At 68.1% G+C, this 17,849-nt stretch carries 7 protein-coding genes; 3 read left to right on the forward strand and 4 right to left on the reverse strand.

All coding sequences use genetic code 11. The features are described 5' to 3' along the window. Positions 1-42 precede the first annotated feature (42 nt). The 4 genes from IEQ11_RS03120 to IEQ11_RS03135 form a co-directional block, all read right to left on the reverse strand. On the reverse strand, positions 43-1,377 hold the full coding sequence (locus tag IEQ11_RS03120; RefSeq protein WP_096412619.1) for a condensation domain-containing protein: 1,335 nt from the start codon (positions 1,375-1,377) through the stop codon (positions 43-45). A 126-nt stretch (positions 1,378-1,503) separates the two neighbouring features. Next, entirely contained in the window at positions 1,504-3,126 is a 1,623-nt protein-coding gene (locus IEQ11_RS03125) for an N-acetylmuramoyl-L-alanine amidase (RefSeq protein ID WP_191821252.1), read from the reverse strand. Positions 3,127-3,557: 431 nt separating this feature from the next. Continuing rightward, positions 3,558-4,829 (reverse strand): MFS transporter, encoded by a 1,272-nt coding sequence (locus IEQ11_RS03130; RefSeq protein ID WP_046659968.1) that lies wholly within the window; start codon positions 4,827-4,829, stop codon positions 3,558-3,560. 548 nt (positions 4,830-5,377) lie between these two features. Beyond that, complete coding sequence (locus IEQ11_RS03135; protein ID WP_191821251.1) at positions 5,378-9,289, reverse strand: M48 family metallopeptidase; 3,912 nt, start codon at positions 9,287-9,289, stop codon at positions 5,378-5,380. Positions 9,290-9,649: 360 nt separating this feature from the next. On the opposite strand from IEQ11_RS03135, the gene IEQ11_RS03140 reads away from it, so the two are divergent. The 3 genes from IEQ11_RS03140 (at position 9,650) to IEQ11_RS03150 (ending at position 17,198) form a co-directional block, all read left to right on the forward strand. Beyond that, positions 9,650-10,882 (forward strand): M48 family metalloprotease, encoded by a 1,233-nt coding sequence (locus IEQ11_RS03140; RefSeq protein WP_191821250.1) that lies wholly within the window; start codon positions 9,650-9,652, stop codon positions 10,880-10,882. Next, positions 10,879-16,389: an AAA domain-containing protein gene (locus IEQ11_RS03145; RefSeq protein WP_191821249.1), complete on the forward strand. Its 5,511-nt coding sequence runs from the start codon at positions 10,879-10,881 to the stop codon at positions 16,387-16,389. Before IEQ11_RS03140 ends, IEQ11_RS03145 begins: the two co-directional genes overlap by 4 nt. Before the next feature lie 131 nt (positions 16,390-16,520). Continuing rightward, positions 16,521-17,198 (forward strand): DsbA family oxidoreductase, encoded by a 678-nt coding sequence (locus IEQ11_RS03150; RefSeq protein WP_191821248.1) that lies wholly within the window; start codon positions 16,521-16,523, stop codon positions 17,196-17,198. Positions 17,199-17,849: the final 651 nt, after the last annotated feature.

A 17,849-nucleotide genomic window follows, 5' to 3' on the forward strand; every position in this document is an offset into this window, starting at 1 on the left:
CACTCATCGCGGCCGTATCCACGCCATCGTTGCGATCCTCGCTCATGCCGCTTCCCGTACAAGCGCCGCATCGCGCGCCGGCGCGGCCGCGCCGCGTTCGCGCATCAGGCGAGTGGCGAAGTCGCGCACGCGCGCGGCCTGCTCGCGGGTCAGCGAGGCTTCGTCGCAGGTGAAGGCGAAATCGAGCTCGCCGGCATACCCCGACATCAGCACCGCGGTGGTCGAACGCCACGGCAGGCGCGCGGTCGGGCTGAACACCGTTTCCACGCGGAAGCCCTGGTACTGCTGCTGAATCTCGATGCGGCCGATGTTGGACAAGGTGGTGTCGAACTGGTCCAGGTCGGAACGGCGCTCGGCGATGAACTGGCCAAAGATCGAATGCAGCATCTCCAGGCCGATGAAATATTCATGCACGTTGCGGGTCAGGCGTTCGACCCGCTGGTTGAGCCGGGTCTTGAACGCGCGCGCCTGCTCCCAGAAACCGGCGTCGTCGACCTGTTCGGGCGCGGTGCCGGTGTCGAGCGCGACGATCGTGCCCGGCGCGGCCGAGAACAAACCGTCGGGGCGGATCAACGGCAGGAACTTGCGGATGTCGACCGGCGAGAACACCTTGCCGTTCGCGCTGGCGCCCTTGACGCTGCGGAAGGCCAGCGAGAACGCCACCGCGAGCGCGGCGAACAAGGTCACGCCCTCGGCGCGCGCGCGCGCGGCCAGCGCGGCGGTGTCATCGCGCGACAGCTTCCAGTGCAGCACGTAGAACTCGCCCTGCGGCACCGGCTTGCGCTTGCGCCGCAACGAGAAGAACAGCCGGAACGCGAGCGCCTTCAACGCCGCCTTGCGGCGGATGCGGCGGTCGCCGAGGATTTGCGCCGGAAGAATGTCTTCCAGGCCGTTGAAGCCGCTCAGGCGGCCGATGTCGAGTTCCGGACGTTCGCACAACGCCAGCGTTTCGCGCAGCAGGGTCATCATCGACATGCCGTCGCAGATCACGTGATGGCAGACGATCAGCAGTTCGCCGACCGGCTCGCCGTGGCTGTCGTCGCCGTGGATCCACACCGCGCGCATCAGCGGCGCGCGTTCGCTGGCGAAGCGGGTCTCGCGTTCGATGTGCGATTGATGCTGCCAGTCCTCGTCGCCCTTGCGTTCCACCAGGCGCAGCGGGATCGGCGCCGGATCGTCTTCGAGCACGACCTGCGGCGGGTCGCCGTCCTCGATCGAACAACGCAGCATCGGATGCTTGAGCTGGATCCGGTCGAGCGCGTGCCGCAGCCGCGCCGGATCGAGGCGGCCGCGAATGCGCGCGGCCTGGACGATGGTGAAGGTGGTGTCGCGATCGACGTACATGACGCGCTCGCAGAGCATCATTTTGCGTTTCATCGTGGACTCTGCAGGAGTGGGGAGTGGTGCCGGCGAGACGGAAACCCGTCTCGCCGTTGTCGTCGCGGCGCAAGCCGCCGTCGCCGGTGGTCCGCGCCGCGGCGGATGACGCATGCGCCGGAACGATCAGCAGTCCGGGATCACCGCGCCGTTGTTGTCGCGCGCTTCGTCGTTGCCCCAGCGGCTGAGGTAATACGCCGATACCCAGGCGCCGGCCGGGCCGACGTCGAGATCGGTCTTGAGCCAGTAGTGGTTGTAGCTGCTGCCCGAGCGCACTTCTTCGCCCCAGGCCTTGCAGTAGACGTAGTTGGTGCCCTGGTACAGGGTGCCGACCGGGGTCAGCGTCGACGGCCATTTGTAACCGATGGCGTTGGCGAAGGTGTCGACCCAGTACTTGCCCGGCGGGTTGGGCGGCGTGCCGCCGCCGTTGATGAGGCCGTAGTAGTTCGACCACGGGAAGTACTTGCCGGGGTCGTAGCGGTTCTCGTTGCCGGTCAGCATGCCGTGGCCCTTGACCCGCACGCTGTCGGGGACCAGGTGATAGGTGTCGTAGCCCGGCCCGCTCCACGCGCTGGCGCAATTGACTCCGCGGCGCGCGCAGATGCTCTTGGTCAAACGCGCCGAGGCATTGACCATCGCCGCCGACCAGTTGCCGGCGTCGGCGGCGCGCCCGTCGTGCTCGATGCCGATCGTGTAGTAATTGTGGTTCTTCGCGTGCCAGGCCTGATGGTACTCGCGCACCATCTGGGTGATCTGGCCGTCGGACTTGCGGATCAGGTAATGCGCCGACACTTGCGCGCTGGGGTTCTGGAACCACGAGATCGAGCCCGCGTACGAACCTTCCATCGTGTGCAGGATCACCGCGCTCGTCGCATTGGAGGCAGTGCTGTAATTACTGGAGCTGGCCGGGTTCCAGATCGCCTCGCCGAAGTCGACCGCCTTGGTGCCGACATCGGTGGCCGGCGCGGCCGTGATCGCGGGGGCGGCCAGATCGTTGGCGAGCGCGCGGTTGAGCTGGACGCTGTCGTCGCCGGTATTCATCAGCAAGGCCGGCGCGCGCAGTTTGCGCAGCTGATCGGAATCGAAGGCGCGTTCGAGTTTGAGCGGCTGCGCCTTGATCTGGATGCCTTGCTCGGCGACGCCGCGCTGCAAGGTCTGCAGCACGCCGTAGGCGAAGCTCTGGCGCGCGTAGTCGGCGATGCCGCCGTTGCCGGCGCCGTAACCGGCGTAGCGCGCGAGCACCGGCGCGAGTTGTTCGGGCGCGGCCAGCGCGCGGCTGCGTTGGTCTGGCGCGTCGGCGGCGAGCGCGCGATCGAGCAACGCGGCGGCGGCGAGGATATTGCTTTCCGGATCGTCCATGACCTGGCGCGCGCTGCGGCCGATCAAGCGCGCGCCGTCGCCGACCTGATCGGCGAAACCGCCGCCGTGGTACAGGCCCATGACGCCATAGGAGCGCGGCATGTGCAGGTCGCGCGGGTCCTGCGCCGGGTCGGGACGCACATGCACCCAGTTGGTTTCGGCGTAGGCGATGGCTTCCAGCGCGCCGGCCGGCAGGTTCGGGTAACGCGCGTAGGCGCGACGGAAATACTCGGGATACGACGCGCGTTGCGCTTGCGCGAGCACCAGGGCGTTGGTCTTGTCCAGTTGCAGGCGCAGCGTGTCGAGTCGGGTGCTTTGGCTTGCGTCGGCCACGGCCGCGGTCAACAGCAACGAGCAGCCCAGGGCTGCGGCGAGAGAGTGAAGATGCATCGAACGATCTCCTTCGTACGCGGCCGCGATAAAGCCGCGCGGTTACAAGGCAAGCATGGATCCCGTCCGTTCATTGTCGTGAGCGAGGTGGCGCGTTACGTGATCCGTTACCGGAAACCGCAGCGAGATGACAGATCGATTTGTGCCCGCGTTTCCATATCCGAGGTTTGATCGCGGGGTGCGCTGCGATTCACGCGGATGAATGGGTCGATGGCGGGAATCGGGAATGGGCAGTGGGGAATCGGAAAAGCTTTAGCGGCCAGACAACGAAAAAGGCGGCCAGTGGCCGCCTTTGCGATTCGATTCGATTTACCGGCGATTTGTCATCGCATTGCAACCGCGCTTGGCTACATCGGCGGCGTTTGATGCGAGTGCGATTTATCGCGCAGGCTGATTGCCGATATGTGCGATGCCATGCCGTCGCGATCGGACTACCAGCTGTCTTCCAGCATCCGCGGCTTGCACGCCATGCGTCCGCCGATCACCAGGATCACCAGGCAAGCGCCCAGCATCGCGAACGGCCACACCCAGCCGTGGCTGAGTTCGTGCAGCCAGCCGAACGCAAGCGGGCCCAGGCAGCTGATGGTGTAACCCAGGCCCTGCATGAACCCCGACAGCGCGGCCGAGCCGGCCGGCGAGCGCGTGCGCAGATTGATCAGGGTCAGCGCCAGCGGGAAGGTGCTCGGGCCCAGGCCGATCAGGCCGACCCAGACGAAGGTGCCGTGCATCGGCGCCAGCAACAGGCCGGCGAAGCCGCCGAGATACGCGAGCACGCACACCAGCACGATCGGAAACGGATTGGCCACCCGCACCGCGAGCGCCGGCATGCACAGCGCGCTGATCATGCCCAGGGTCGAGAACAGCGCGACCATGCTGCCGCCCAGCGCGGGGCTGCCGCCGGCTTCGATCAGCAGCTTGGGCAGCCAGGTGAACATCGAGTAGGTGATCAGCGAGGTCATGCCGAACATCAGCGCCATGCCCCAGGCCACCGGCGAGCGCCACACGCGGCCGCGCGGCGCGCTGGCGGCGAGTTCGGGCGCGGCGTCGCCGCCGTGTACCGCGTGATCGTGCGCGCGGGCGAGTTCGCGCGCCGGTTCGGAGCGGCCGCGCGCTTCCATCCACAGCACCGCCAGCCACGGCAGCGCCGCGGCGACCGCGACCAGCGACCACGAACCCAGCGACACGCGCCAGCCCGAGGCCTGCATCAACGGCACCGCGGCCAGCGCGGGCAGGATCGTGCCCAGTTGCAGCACGGTGATGTAGGCGGTGCTGACGGTGCCGACGCGATCGGCGAAATAGCGTTTGACCAGCGGCGGCAGCACCACGTTGCCGATGCCCATGCCGGCCAGGGCGAATGCGTTGGCGAGCAACAGCTGCAAGGTATCGCCGACGAAGGCGCGCGCGAGCAGGCCCAGGGCGGCCATCGCCATCGCCAGCAGCGCCGCGCGTTCCAGGCCGATGCGGTGGGCCAGGGCCGGGGTCGCCACGCCGAACAGCGCGAACGCGGCGGTCGGGACCATGCCGAACACGCCGGTCATGGTCGCGCCGAACTGGAATTCCCGGCCCAGCGCATCCAGCAGCGGAGTCAGCGAAGTGACCGCGGTGCGCAAGGTGAACGCCGACAGCACGATGCCGGCGAGCACCCAGGCGCGACCCTGCCAGAGCGGGCGCGCGAGGGACGAAGGGACAGTGCTGACGCTCATGCGGTTACGGATTCGAAGGGGGAAGGCGAGATACGCACGGACCGCGCGAGGCGGGCGTCGCGCGCAAGGGGCGGATCGATGGCGCCGCTGCGCGGACCGCGCGCGGGCTGATGGGGCCTGCACAGTGTGCGCAGTGGGGAGCGAAGGCGCCAGGGGCGGCTTGGCAACAGTCAGTTTCGCGATCAAGACGGCCATTGCGGCAAAGCTGGGGGCGCCGGGACGGCAATTTCGCCGCATGATCGGGTTTACTCAGCGCGACTTGCACGCCGTCATTCCCGCATGGGCGGGGAAGCGGGGCTTCATTGCGACATGACTCTGAAGTCTCTGGATCCCCGCCTTCGCGGGGATGACGAGCAAAAAATGCGCGGGGATGGGTTGTGCCGTCGGACTGCGAGGCGTCGTCGGAATGCGAACGCCATAACGAAAGCGGCTGCCGTCGCGAACGATCGGCAGCCGCCATTTTTCTACGAACTACGAACTACGATTGCGAATTCCCGATTCCCGATTCCCGATTCCCGATTCCCGATTCCCGAATCCCGAATCCCGGCTCAAGAAAAATACGGCCGCTCCACCGTAAACAACAACCGCTTGGCCCCCTCGCGCCAGGCCTGCGGACAACGCTCGCCCAGCACGATCGCCGCGGTGCTGTAAGCCAGCCCGCGCGAACGCGCGGTGACCGGGCCGAGCGCGCGTTCGGCGTCGGCGCTGCTCGCGCCGCGCTTCACCGCATCGAAGAACGCGGCGATCTTCGCCGCTTCGCGCGGGTCCGACTGCAGCGCCAGTTCGCGCAGGCGCGGGTTGTCGTCGTGTTCGCGCGTGGCCAGCGCCAGCGCGGTCCAGGCGCTGACATCGTTCATGCCTTCGTGCGGCATCAGCTTGAGCGCTTCGGCCACGGCCTCGCGCGGAGCGCCGTCGGACGCGGCGACCAGGCGCAGCATCTGCGCGCGCAGCTCCTCGTCGCCCTGGGCGATGCGCAAGGCCGACTGCAGATCGCCGCGCTTGAGCGAGGTGTAGGCCGAGTACGGCGAGTCCGGCGGCAACTTGCCCTGTTCGACCGTCATCAGCCGTTCGAACTGGGTCGAGCTGACCTTGCCGCCCAGGTCGACCGCCGCCTCGCCGCCGATCGCGCGCTGGGCGCGGGCGATTTCCAGCGCGACCCATTCGCCGACCTGCGGCATCTTCGCCGCCTGCTGCAGCAACGGCAGCGCGCTGGTCCACTGCGCATGCTCGGCGCGCGAATAACCCGAGGCCAGGGCGAACCAGCCGTTGTCGGGCCAGCGCGCATGGCCGTCGTGGAAGGCCTGGGTCTGGGCGTCGTCGTCGTCGCCGCAACGCGTCGCGACATAGTGCAGATCGGCCGATTGCGGCGACTGCGCCGCCAGCGCGCGATGGCGTTCGCACACCCGGGCATAGGCCGACGAGCCCCAGGCTGCGTCCTGTTCGGCGCGCAGGGTGATGACCTCGGCCGGGGCGCGACGCAGGCGTTGCGCGATCAGGTCGGCGAAATCCTTGCGCTTGCCGGCGAGCGCCAGCCAGGTCGACAGATACTGCGAATCGCCGGCGTCCCAGCGCGCGTGCGTGGCCGCGATGTCGGCCTGGCGTTCCTCGCCGTCGACCAGATCCATCTGGTACACCGGCGACAGATCGGCATAACCCATCAACACCGTGCGGCTGCCGCCTTCGCCCTTGGTGCTGATCTGCTTGGGCGGCTCTTCGAAGATGTAGTCGGCCGAGGTCGTGGTCCAGCGCGGCGCGCCGAGCTTGCGTTCGGGCACTTGCGCGCGCGAGCCGTACACCGCGGTCCATTCCACCAACGGCGCGGCGCCGGCGATGTTGTAGACGAAGTGCCCGCTGGTGGCGCCGGCGTCGCTGTCGAACTCTTCGACCGAGGCGCCGTCGGCGGTCGAGGTGACCACGTGGTGGCGGCCTTCGCCGGGCAGTTCGAAGGTGAGGTGCTGCAACGGCCCGACCTCGACCGTGGTCTCGTCGACCCGCACCTTCATCGCCTGGGCCAGGCCGTTGATCACGGTGATCTTGGCCATGCCCAGCGACGCGCCGAAGAACAGCACCGTGCCGACGATGCCGCCGGCCGCGGCGACCCGCGCCAGCGCCGGCACGAAGCCGTCGGCGGTCTGGAAGCGATCCCACCAGCCCAGCTTGGTCTGCAGGCGGCGATTGCCGTTGGGTAGCAGGCGCGGGTAATGCGAGGGCGCGGCGGCGGCCGTGTCGGGCCGCGCGATGGGCGCGTCGACGACGGCTTCATCCGACGGCGGCTGGACGAGTGCGGCGTCGCTGGACGCTGCTTCGCCCAGCGTCGTTGCATCCGCCGCGGGCCGATCGAACCGCGAGCGTTCGAACGCGGCCGGCTCAGGTTCGCCGTTCGCCCGAGCATGCAGGCGCTGCGCGACCTCGTTCTCGGTCGCCAGCAGGCTTTCCAGCGCCGCGTTGCGCAGCGCCGACAGCGGGCCGGTGGTGCCGCGCACCCAGTTGTCGATCGCCTTCAGCCAAGGGTCGATGTTTTCCTGGCTCGCCGGCGGCAGGGTGAACGCGCCCATTGCCTCGGCCCAGTCGTTGACCCCGAGTTTTTCGGCGATGCGCCAGTCCAGCTTCACCTGCGCGGCGTGCTCGTGCAGTTCGCGCAGCACGCCGTGCAATTCGTTGGCCGAGCGCAGCAGCCGGGTGAGTTCGCTCGACGAGACCTTGCGGTCCGCGGTCACCACCTCGTAGGTGTTGACGAACAGCGCGTTGGCATCGAGCACGTTGGCGCAGCTGTGGTCGGCGTAATGCAGCACCGCCAGCTGGCCGCGCAGGAATTCCTCCCACGGCCCGCCCAGCGCGCGCGCGGCGGCGAGGTGGACGCTGCGGCAGCGACGGTCGTGTTCGCGCACGTCCTTGCGCAGCGGCGCCAGTTCGGCGTCGAGTTCCTCGATCACCTTCGGCAATTGCTTGGCCGGCAGCTCGCTGCCGCGCCAGCGCAGCATGCCGCCGGGCGCGCGCAGGTGGCCCTGGCGCATGGCTTCCAGAACGCCGCGTTCGGATTCCAGCTCGCGCAGGCGCTCCAGGTTCTGGCCGTGCGATTCCGGATACAGCCCGGCCAGATGCTCGCCCAGGTCGGTGCCGGCGGGAATGCCGTAGTACAGCTCGCCGGGCTGCTCGCATTCGCGCACGATCGAACGGCCCAGGTACGTGCCGCGGAAGCGGCGGTCCAGGGCCAGGTCGGCGTAATCGCTTTGCAGGTGCCGCAACGATTCTTCGATCGGCACGAACGGCAGCGGATCGGGCGTGTCGATCATCTCGCGCGACATGCGCTGCTTGAGCGCCTGCGGATCGCGCAACAGCGACACCGCCGGACGCGGGTCGATATCGCAGGCGATGTACACGCGCTTGATATTGTGTTCGCGATCGCTGTTGGCCGGATGGGTCGACCACATCTGCGGCGGCTGCGCCATTTCGTTGCGGAACACGCGGTGGCGATCGCGGTCCTGCGCCGGCAGTTGCGGCGGCTCGCCGTACTGCGAGTCGGCGAACACGCTGCGCAGGTTTTCGATGATGCGGGTCTGGATCGCGAACAGGTCGACCACCGGACGCTTGTTGGCGTATTCGCGGTTGGCGAAGTTCAAGGTGCGGTCCCAGGCGTCGTCGGCCGCGCCCAGGCGGTGCAGGGCATGCACCAGCGCATCGCTGCCGGTCAGCGAGGCGGCGACCAGATCGGCCTGGTATTCCATCTCGCGCGACAGCGCGCGCTGGGCCAGCACCACCACCCGGAACACGATTTCCACCAGCGAGCGGATCGACCACACGATCAGCGACAGCAGCCAGCCGATCCAGGCCACGCGCAGGTCGAAGCGCGACAGCCCGCGCAGGAAATCGTCGAACGCATCGCGCTTGGCGATGATGTGCGCGGCGATCTGCTGGGCGATGTAGACCCAGCGTCCGACCGCCATCGTGCGCTGGGCGAAATGGCCGAATTCGTGCGCGAGCACGGCCTTGAGTTCGCCCAGGTTGAGGACGTTGACCAAGGCCAGGCCGATTTCCAGGTTCTTCTTCGACGGCACGATCAGATTGGCCAGCGACAGGTCGTAGAACACCCCGGCGTTGACCCGCGGCGACAGGAACACCCGGTGCGGGCGCGGCGCGCCGGCTTCGTCGGCCAGGCGGTGCAGGAACGCGAACAGCTCGGGCTGATCGGCCGGCTTGAGTTCCATGTCCTGCGCGTCCTTGCCGCCGCGCTTGGTGAACACCAGCGCCTTGGCCATGAACACGCACAGGAACGCCGCGCAGATGCCGGCGCCGGCGGCGAGCACGACGTTGTCGGTGCTGCCGCGCACGATGCTGGCGAGCAGTCGGTACGCGGTCCAGCCGAACCAGCCCAGCAGGGCGAAGTAGATCGACACGAAGGCCAGCAGGCCGGCCATCGCCAGCCAGGCGTGACGCTTGTAGGCGGCACTGGGTGCAGTCAATTGCGCGGGCACGGACGCAGGTCCGGCCGGATACATCGTTTCCATGATTTCCCCTGTGCGATGGCGCACCGGCTCGCGGGCGGCCCGTTCGATGATCGGCGGTCGCCCCATTGCCGGCCGCCATGGTTATTCTGCGCCGATTTTTGTGATCTAGTCATCACTCTTGGCGGGGTTTTTCGAAGCCCGCCCAAACCCGGGGCGGGACCGTCGCGACCGCCTGGGCCGCTTCGGTTCGGCCCGATCCGAGTCGATTCGGCGAGCGGCCGGCGCCGCCCTGTATCGTGACGGCTTGACCAAACCACGCCGACCCGCGGTCGCCCGATGCGGCCGGCGGCGCCCGGCCCGGAGAACACGAACGCGATGGATGCAGCACAGCCCAAGGACGACGACATCGACGCGGCAGCCGGCGCGCAGGCCGCGCCGCATGCGCTGGCGCCGTTGCCGTATCACCAGGCCCTGGTCGCGCATTTCAAGCGCGCCGAACCCGAGGTCTGGGCCTGGGCCTCGTCGCTGAGCGTGCAGACCCAGCACGCCCAGGAACTGCGCACCGAACTGCTGCGCAAGACCTATCGGCTGACCGCCGGCTCGCATCCGCGAGTGCATGCGCTGTGCGGCGACGTGCTCGCGCGCCTGGGCATCGAAGCCAACGTCACTCTGTACCAGGCCGGCGACGGCGCGATGGGCGCGAGCCTGTGGTTCCTGCCCGGCGAGGCGCACGTGGTGCTGGCCGGCGCGGTGCTCGAACGCCTGGACGAGATCGAACTGAGCGCGCTGCTGGGTCACGAACTTGCGCATTACAAACTGTGGACGCTCGACGGCGGCGATTACCACACCGCCCAGCGCATCCTCGACCACTGCATGGCCGATCCGCAGGCCGCGAGCAGCCACGCCGAAAGCGCGCGCCGCTACAGCCTGCACACCGAGATCTTCGCCGACCGCGGCGCCGCGGTCGCGGCGCAGGCGGCGCTGCCGGCGGTCGCGATCCTGGTCAAGGTGCATACCGGCCTGGGCAATGTCGATCCGACCGCGTACCTGGGTCAGGCCGAGGAAGTCGAGCGCGACGATCCGCGCCACAGCCGCGGCGAAACCCACCCGGAAGCATATCTGCGCGCGCAGGCGGTCGATCGCTGGTGGCGCGGCGCGGCCGATACCGACAGCTGGCTGCGCCAGCGCCTGCAGGGGCCGTTGTCGTTCGATCGGCTCGACCTGCTCGATCAGATCGAACTGCGCGCGCTGACCCGGCGTTTCATCGCGCGCCTGCTGGCGATGCCGGCGCTGGATTCCGACGCCGCGCGGCAGCAGGCACGAAGCTATTTTCCCGATTGGGGCGATCAAGAGCCCGCGGCCGACGACGAAGCGCTCGCGCCCGATCGCATCGACGACAGCGTGCGCGGCTATCTGCACAGCGTGATGCTCGACTTCGCCTTGATCGACGCCGATCAGCGCGAGACGGCATTGCTGGAAACCGCGCGCCTGGCCGCGAGCATGGGCGGTCGCGGCGAGTTCCTGGCCGCGCTCAAGCGCGACGCCGGGCTGGGCAAGCGCGAACTCGACAAGCTGGTGCGCCGGCTCGATCAGGAGCGCGCGGCATGAGTTCACCGACTGTGACGCCTGAAAGCGCGATACCGACCCCGATCGACCCGGCCCGCATCGACGGCGACAACCTGCGCGCGGTGATCGCGGCCCAGCGCGGCGCCGGCCTGGCCACCGACGACGTGCTGTTCCTGGCCTTGCCGCTGCTGCGCGCGGTCGCGCAGCTGCATGCGCACGGTCGGGTCGCCGCGCTCAACGCCGACGACATCGTGTATGCCGCCGACAGCGGCCTGGGCTTGCGCGCGCCCGAAGGTCGCCTGCCGACGCTCGACATCGAACGCCTGCGCAAGGTCCAGCCGCCGCCGGGATCGACCCTCAACATCGTCGGCGAACTGCGCGTCACCCAGGACGCCGCCCACGGCAGCAGTCTGGAAAACCTGCACACCCACCACGATCTCGCGCAACCGATCGAACGCCCGGTGTACCTGCCGGGTTATCGCTGCTGGGAACTCGCGCTCGGCCATCACGACGAAATCGGCGACATCTTCCAGCTCGGGCAGGTGCTCGCCAGCCTCGCCTGCGGCCTGGATTTCGACGACACCGACGATCTGGATATGTTCGCCGCGCAACGGCAGAACCTGTTCCGGATCAATCCGCGTCTGAATCCGGTGCTGGCCGCGATCATCGTCGAGATGACCGCGTTGAACCGGCACGAACGCGCGACCGATCTGGCCGAACTGGTGCAACGCCTGGAGACCTATCGCGACCAGCCGATGAGCCTGGATGTCGAGCGGGTGCTGTCGGATGCGAAAGGCCACAGCCCGCGCCGGATCGCGGTGCTGTCCCACCTGCGCGATCGCCTGTTCGATTTGTCGCGGCGCAATCGCCTGCTGCAATTCCGCGCGACCCAGGCCAGCGTCAATCTGACGATCGCCAGCGTGCCGATCGTGCTGCAACTGGGCAGCATCCGACCCGAGCAGCTATGCACCTGGAGCGGCGAGTTCGCCAACGAGGTGATCGCCGGCAAACCGGTGAGCCTGCATCGCTGGCTGCGTTTCGACGATCAGCCGTATCTGCCGGCGGCGCTGGACCGGATCGCCCAGGAAACCCGCCGCGACCGCGCCGAGTTCGGTTTCAGCCATCTGCGTCTGGTCGTGGCCTTCCTGCGCTGGCACAACCTCAAGGAAGACCTCGAGCAGCGCTTCGTTTCGCCGCTGCTGTGGCTTCCGGTCGAACTGGTGCGAAAGAAGGGCGTGCGCGATCAGTACGTGATCCAGTGCGAGGACGGCGAGGCCGAATTCAACCCGGCCTTGCGTCATTATCTGCGCCAGCTCTACGACATCCAGTTGCCCGAAACCGTCGATCTGCAGAAGGTCTCGATCGAATCGATCCACGCCGACCTGGCCGCGCAGATTCGCGCGTCCGAGCCCGGGGTCGAACTGCGCCTGCAGAGCAAGCCGGCGATCGAGCTGATCCGGCGCAAGGCGGTACAGCGTTTGCAGCAGTACCAGCGTCGCAGCGGCGGGCGGATCAAGCCCGACGCGCAGCGTCCGGATTTCAGTTACGAACGCGAGGATTACCGTCCGCTTGGGCTGGCCTTGTTCCGCCAGCGCGTGCAGCCCAGCCCGCTGCCGTTGCGCGCCGCGGTCGGCGCCGCGCCGATTCCGCAGCCGCAGCGCATGAGCGCGGCCAGCGATGAGATCGAACACACCACCTACGCGCTGCAGGACGATACCGGGCATGCCTACGCCTGGGACTTCGACCTGACCCAGGTCACCCTGGCCAATTTCAACTACAAGAAGATGTCGCTGGTGCGCGACTACGCGCAGTTGATCGAGGACGACCCGACCTCGGCCGACGCCGCGCGCGGCGGCTTCGACCGGATCTTCTCGATCGAGCCGCGCGAGGTCGATGTCGCGCCGCCGGCGCCGATCGCGCCGGATCAGCAATGGAACGTGGTCGCCAGCGACGCGACCCAGAACGCCGCGGTCGCGCTGGCGCGCGGCGGTCGCAGCTTCATCATTCAAGGCCCGCCCGGCACCGGCAAATCGCAGACCATCACCAACCTGATCGCCGATTACGCCGGCCGCGGCCAGCGCGTGTTGTTCGTTTGCGAGAAGCGCGCCGCGCTCGACGTGGTGTTCCATCGGCTCAAGCAGGCCGGCCTGGACGAGTTGTGCTGCCTGATCCACGACTCGCAGACCGACAAGAAAGCCTTCGTCCACGATCTGCGCGATTGCTACGAGCGCTGGATCGCCCAGGCGCATCAGCACGAGTCGCTGACCCAGGCGCGCGCGGCGGTGCACGAGGCGCTGGCCGCGCAGCTGCGCCAGATCGAGCGTTACGAAAACGGCATGGCCGCGATTCCGCAGCGATTGGGCGCCAGCGTGCGCGCATTGCTGCGACGTGCGGTCGAACTGCCGGCGCCGGTCGAGCTGGGCGCGCGCGAACGCGAGCAACTGCCCGATTACGCCCTGTGGGAGCGCGAACGCGGCGCGCGCGAAGGCTTGCAGGCGCTGCTGCGCGAGCGCTACGGCAACGACCGACTGGCCGCGCATCCGTTCGCGCGTCTGTCGGCGCGGCTGCTCGGCGGCGAGCGCGCCTATGCCGACACCGAGGCGGTGCTGGCCGATTGCGATGAACAAGTCGACCGGCTCGATGCGGCCTTCGACGACGAACGCAGTCTGCTGACGCCGCAGACCACGCTCGCCGATGCGGCCACCCTGACCGCGATGGCGCGCAAGATCGACGACGCCCGGCTGGCCGCGCATCCTGATCTGCTCGACCCGGCATCGGCCGCGAGCAGCCAATTGCGCCAGGACAGCGAGGCCTTCGAACAACTCGAGCGCCGCCGCGCCGAAGCCGGCAAGCACACCGTGCATTGGAAGGTGTCGTTCTCCGAACCGGACACGCAGGCGGCGTTGGCGATCGCGCGCAGCGAAGAGCGCTCGCCGCTGCGTTGGCTCAAGCCCTCATGGTGGCGTTTGCGCGGCACCATGGCGCGCAGCTACGACTTCAGCCAGCACGCGGTGCGGCCGAGCCTGGTCCAGGTGCTGGAAGCGCAGGCCGCGCATCAACATGCCGCCAACGAATGCGTCGCGTTCGAAGAACGGATGCGCGCGCGTCTGGATACGCCGGCATTGAGCCCGTTCCTGCAGACCCTGCAGCTGTGGCGCAACGCGCTGCCGACCTCGCCGATCCTGCGCCGCCTGCACGAACACCTGCAGGCCACGCCGGACCCGGTGGCTTACGCACAACGCGAAGCCGGCTTCGCTGGCGCCGCCGTGCGTCTGCAGGAGATCGCCCAGACCTCGCTGGATCTGCCGGACACGCTGAGCCTGGGCGAATTCGCCGAATGGACCCGCGACCTGCGCGAAAGCCTCGACGATTTGCCCGATGCTTTGCCGCCGCTGCGCGCGATGCACGCCGCCGGCCCCGCGTATGCGCGCGCCCTGCAACAACTGGACCTCGCGCCGGCGCAGCTGGATGGCGTGATCCTCGACGAGTCGCTGGCGCGGCTGCATCGCGAACAGCCCGAACTCGCCCGTTTCGATGCGCGCGCCCTGGCCGACGCCGCGCACCGCGCCGCGCGCGCCGAACGCGAGCTGTTGCAGCGCAATGCCGGGGTGGTGCGCGCGACCCTGCATCGCCAGTTCCTCGAACGCGTGCGCCAGTCCTCGTTGTCGGCGAGCCAGCTCGATGCCGACGGCAAGCTGTTCAAGAAGCGCTATGCCACCGGTCGGCGCGAACTCGAGCACGAATTCGGCAAGAGCATGCGCTATCGCTCGATCCGCGAACTCGCCGGCGGCGACACCGGCCTGGTGGTCAACGATCTCAAGCCGATCTGGCTGATGAGCCCGCTGTCGGTGTCCGACACCCTGCCGCTCAGCGCCGATCTGTTCGACGTGGTGATCTTCGACGAAGCCAGCCAGATCCCCACCGAGGAAGCCGTGCCGGCGCTGAGCCGCGCGCCCCAGGTGGTGGTGGTCGGCGACGAAATGCAGTTGCCGCCGACCAGCTTCTTCTCCGCGGCCGGCGATGACGACGACAACGCCATAGTCGCCGAGGAAGACGGCGAACGCATCGCGATCAATCTCGATGCCGATAGCCTGCTCAATCAGGCCGCGCGCAACCTGCCGGCGACACTGCTGGCCTGGCATTACCGCAGCCGCCACGAAGCGCTGATCAGTTTCTCCAATGCCGCGTTCTACGACGGCCGCCTGATCACCATTCCCGATCGCGGCCTGGACACGCGCAGCGAACAATCGCTGAACTTGCGCGCCGCCGACGAGCAGGCCGCCGTCACCGGCGTCGATGCCTTGCTTGCCCGGCCGTTGAGCCATCACCGGATCGAGGACGGCGTCTACGCGAACCGCTGCAATCTGGCCGAAGCGCGCTACATCGCCGGGCTGGTGCGCGAACTGCTGCGCCGCGACAGCGGCCTGAGCCTGGGCGTGGTCGCGTTCTCCGAAGCGCAGCAGGGCGAGATCGAATCGGCGCTGGAGGCGCTGGCCGCGCAGGACGCCGACTTCGCTGCGCGCCTGGAGCGCGAATACCTGCGCGAAGACGAGGACCAGTTCAACGGCTTGTTCGTCAAGAACCTGGAGAACGTGCAGGGCGACGAGCGCGACGTAATCCTGCTGAGCATCTGCTACGCGCCCGGTCCCGACGGCCGCATGCTGATGAACTTCGGCCCGATCAACCAGCGCGGCGGCGAGAAGCGTCTCAACGTGATCTTCAGCCGCGCGCGTCATCGCATGGCGGTGGTGACCACGATCCGCGCCGAGCAGATCACCAACACCCACAACGACGGCGCGGCCGCGTTGCGCGCGTTCCTCGCGTTCGCCGAAGCCAGCGCGCGCGGCGAAACCGAACGTTCGCAGAGCGTGCTAGGCGCCTTGAATCCCGGCGCCGAACGCGCGTTCTCCAGCGTCGCGCGCGCCGACGCGGCGCGCACGAGCCTGGCCAAGGCGCTGCGCGAACGCGGCCATGTCGTCCACGAGCATGTCGGCCGCTCGCAGTTCCGCTGCGACTTGGCCATCGTCGATCCGGACGGCGAGGGCTATGCGCTGGCGATCCTGCTCGATGCGCCCGATGCCGTCGCGGCGGACGTGCGCGAACGCTACGTGTTCCGTCCCGGCATCCTGCGCGCGTTCGGCTGGCGGGTGATCGATCTGCCGGCCGCGGATTGGTTGCGCAATCCGCAGGCGGCGATCGAACGCATCGAAGCGGCCTTGGTGGTCGAAGCGGCAAGCGAAGATGCGGCGGTCGAGGACGCGCAGCCGACCGAAGCGGCCGCCGAATCGGCGCCGCAACCCGAACCGATCGCGCCCGTGCCCGCATCGACCGCGCTCGCCTTGCGCGAGTTCGTGCTGCAGCAGGGCGGTTCGCACAAGTTCTGGCGGATCGGCCGGGTCGACGGCGAAATGACCGTGGTGTTCGGCCGCGTCGGCACGCGTGGACAGACCCTGATCAAGAGTTTCGACACGCCCGAGCGCGCCGAGCGCGAGATCGTCAAGCTGATCGAGGAAAAGCTGCGCAAGGGCTATGTCGAAAGCGTCGCCTGATCGTTCGATCGGTTGCAGGAGTGAATGCATGGAACGCACCGATCCGCTGATGCGCCGCCGCCTGGCTTGATGCCGGCGGCGGCCGGCCGCATCGTGTGGGTTCATACCAACGCCACGCGCGGAGCCGATCCATGAGCCAGTCCCCCGATTCGTCCACGCCGCGGGTCAAGATCGATTTCGTCTCCGACGTGGTCTGCCCGTGGTGCGCGGTCGGCCTGAATTCGCTGGAGCAGGCCATCGCCCGGGTCGGCGACGCGGTCGAGGTCGAGCTGCATTTCCAGCCGTTCGAACTCAATCCGCAGATGGCGCCGGAAGGCGAGAACATCGACGAACACCTGGCGCACAAGTACGGCCTGGGCGCGCAGCAACTGGCGCAGAACCGCGAGGCCTTGCGCGAGCGCGGCGCCGCGGTCGGTTTCCAGTTCAATGCGCGCGATCGCATCTACAACACCTTCGACGCGCATCGCCTGCTGCATTGGGCCGCGGCCGTAGGCGCCGCGCAGGAGCGCGCGCTCAAGCACGCGTTGCTCAAGGCTTATTTCACCGATGGCCGCGATATCTCCCAACATGACGTGCTTGCCACCGTGGCGGGCGAAACCGGTCTCGACGCCGATCGCGCACGTTCGCTGCTGGCCTCGGACGAGTACGCCGACGCCGTGCGCGAGCAGGAGCGTTTCTATCAGAGTCAGGGCATCCGCGCGGTCCCGTCGGTCATCATCAACGACCGTCATCTGATCCAGGGCGGCCAGCCGGCGGAGCAGTTCGAGGCGGCGATACGGCAGATTGCCGGGTTGGCGCGGGCTGGGTGATGGCCTGGTTGGCAGCAGCGGCAGGACAGCGTAGGGATTCGGGAATCGGGATTCGGGATTCGGGTTGAGCCTGACCGAACCCGCTTTTGCTCGTCGTCCCCGCCAAGGCGGGGATCCAGGGCTTCACCGAAGCATAGCTCTGAAGTCTCTGGATCCCCGCCTTCGCGGGGATGACGGCAAAGAAGTGAGATCGCACCCCGGCGACGTTCCACGCAGATCACCGCGCAACCTGCGAAGTCTCTAGCGGGACTGGCTACTTGAGCCTCCGCCCCCCGCACAACCCCACTGTGCCGCGTCTGTTCGAACACACCCATCGCCTTGTTAGCGACACCTGCGCTCCGTAGTATCCGCGGCGCGACCGATCTCGGTCGTACCCCCTCCTTGCCAGCCACGCGCTTCGCCAGCCAGCCTACTTTTTAAATCGCGGCGCTGCCCGAGCAATTCGGTGCGCCATATCCAGCACGATTGCGTCGTTGGCCACCGGGCCAAAGATGCCGGTATGAAACGCGACCACGCCACACTTCCGCAGCATCGCCCCACGTCGCCGATCTCCGCCATCGCGCCACCGTCGCATCCCCAAGTGACCCCGCTCCCAATCCCGACACTCGCCGTCGCCGATTAGCGAATCTGTGCGCCGTCGCGTCTTCGCAT

The sequence above is a fragment of the Lysobacter capsici genome (genome assembly GCF_014779555.2).
Taxonomy (GTDB): domain Bacteria; phylum Pseudomonadota; class Gammaproteobacteria; order Xanthomonadales; family Xanthomonadaceae; genus Lysobacter; species Lysobacter capsici.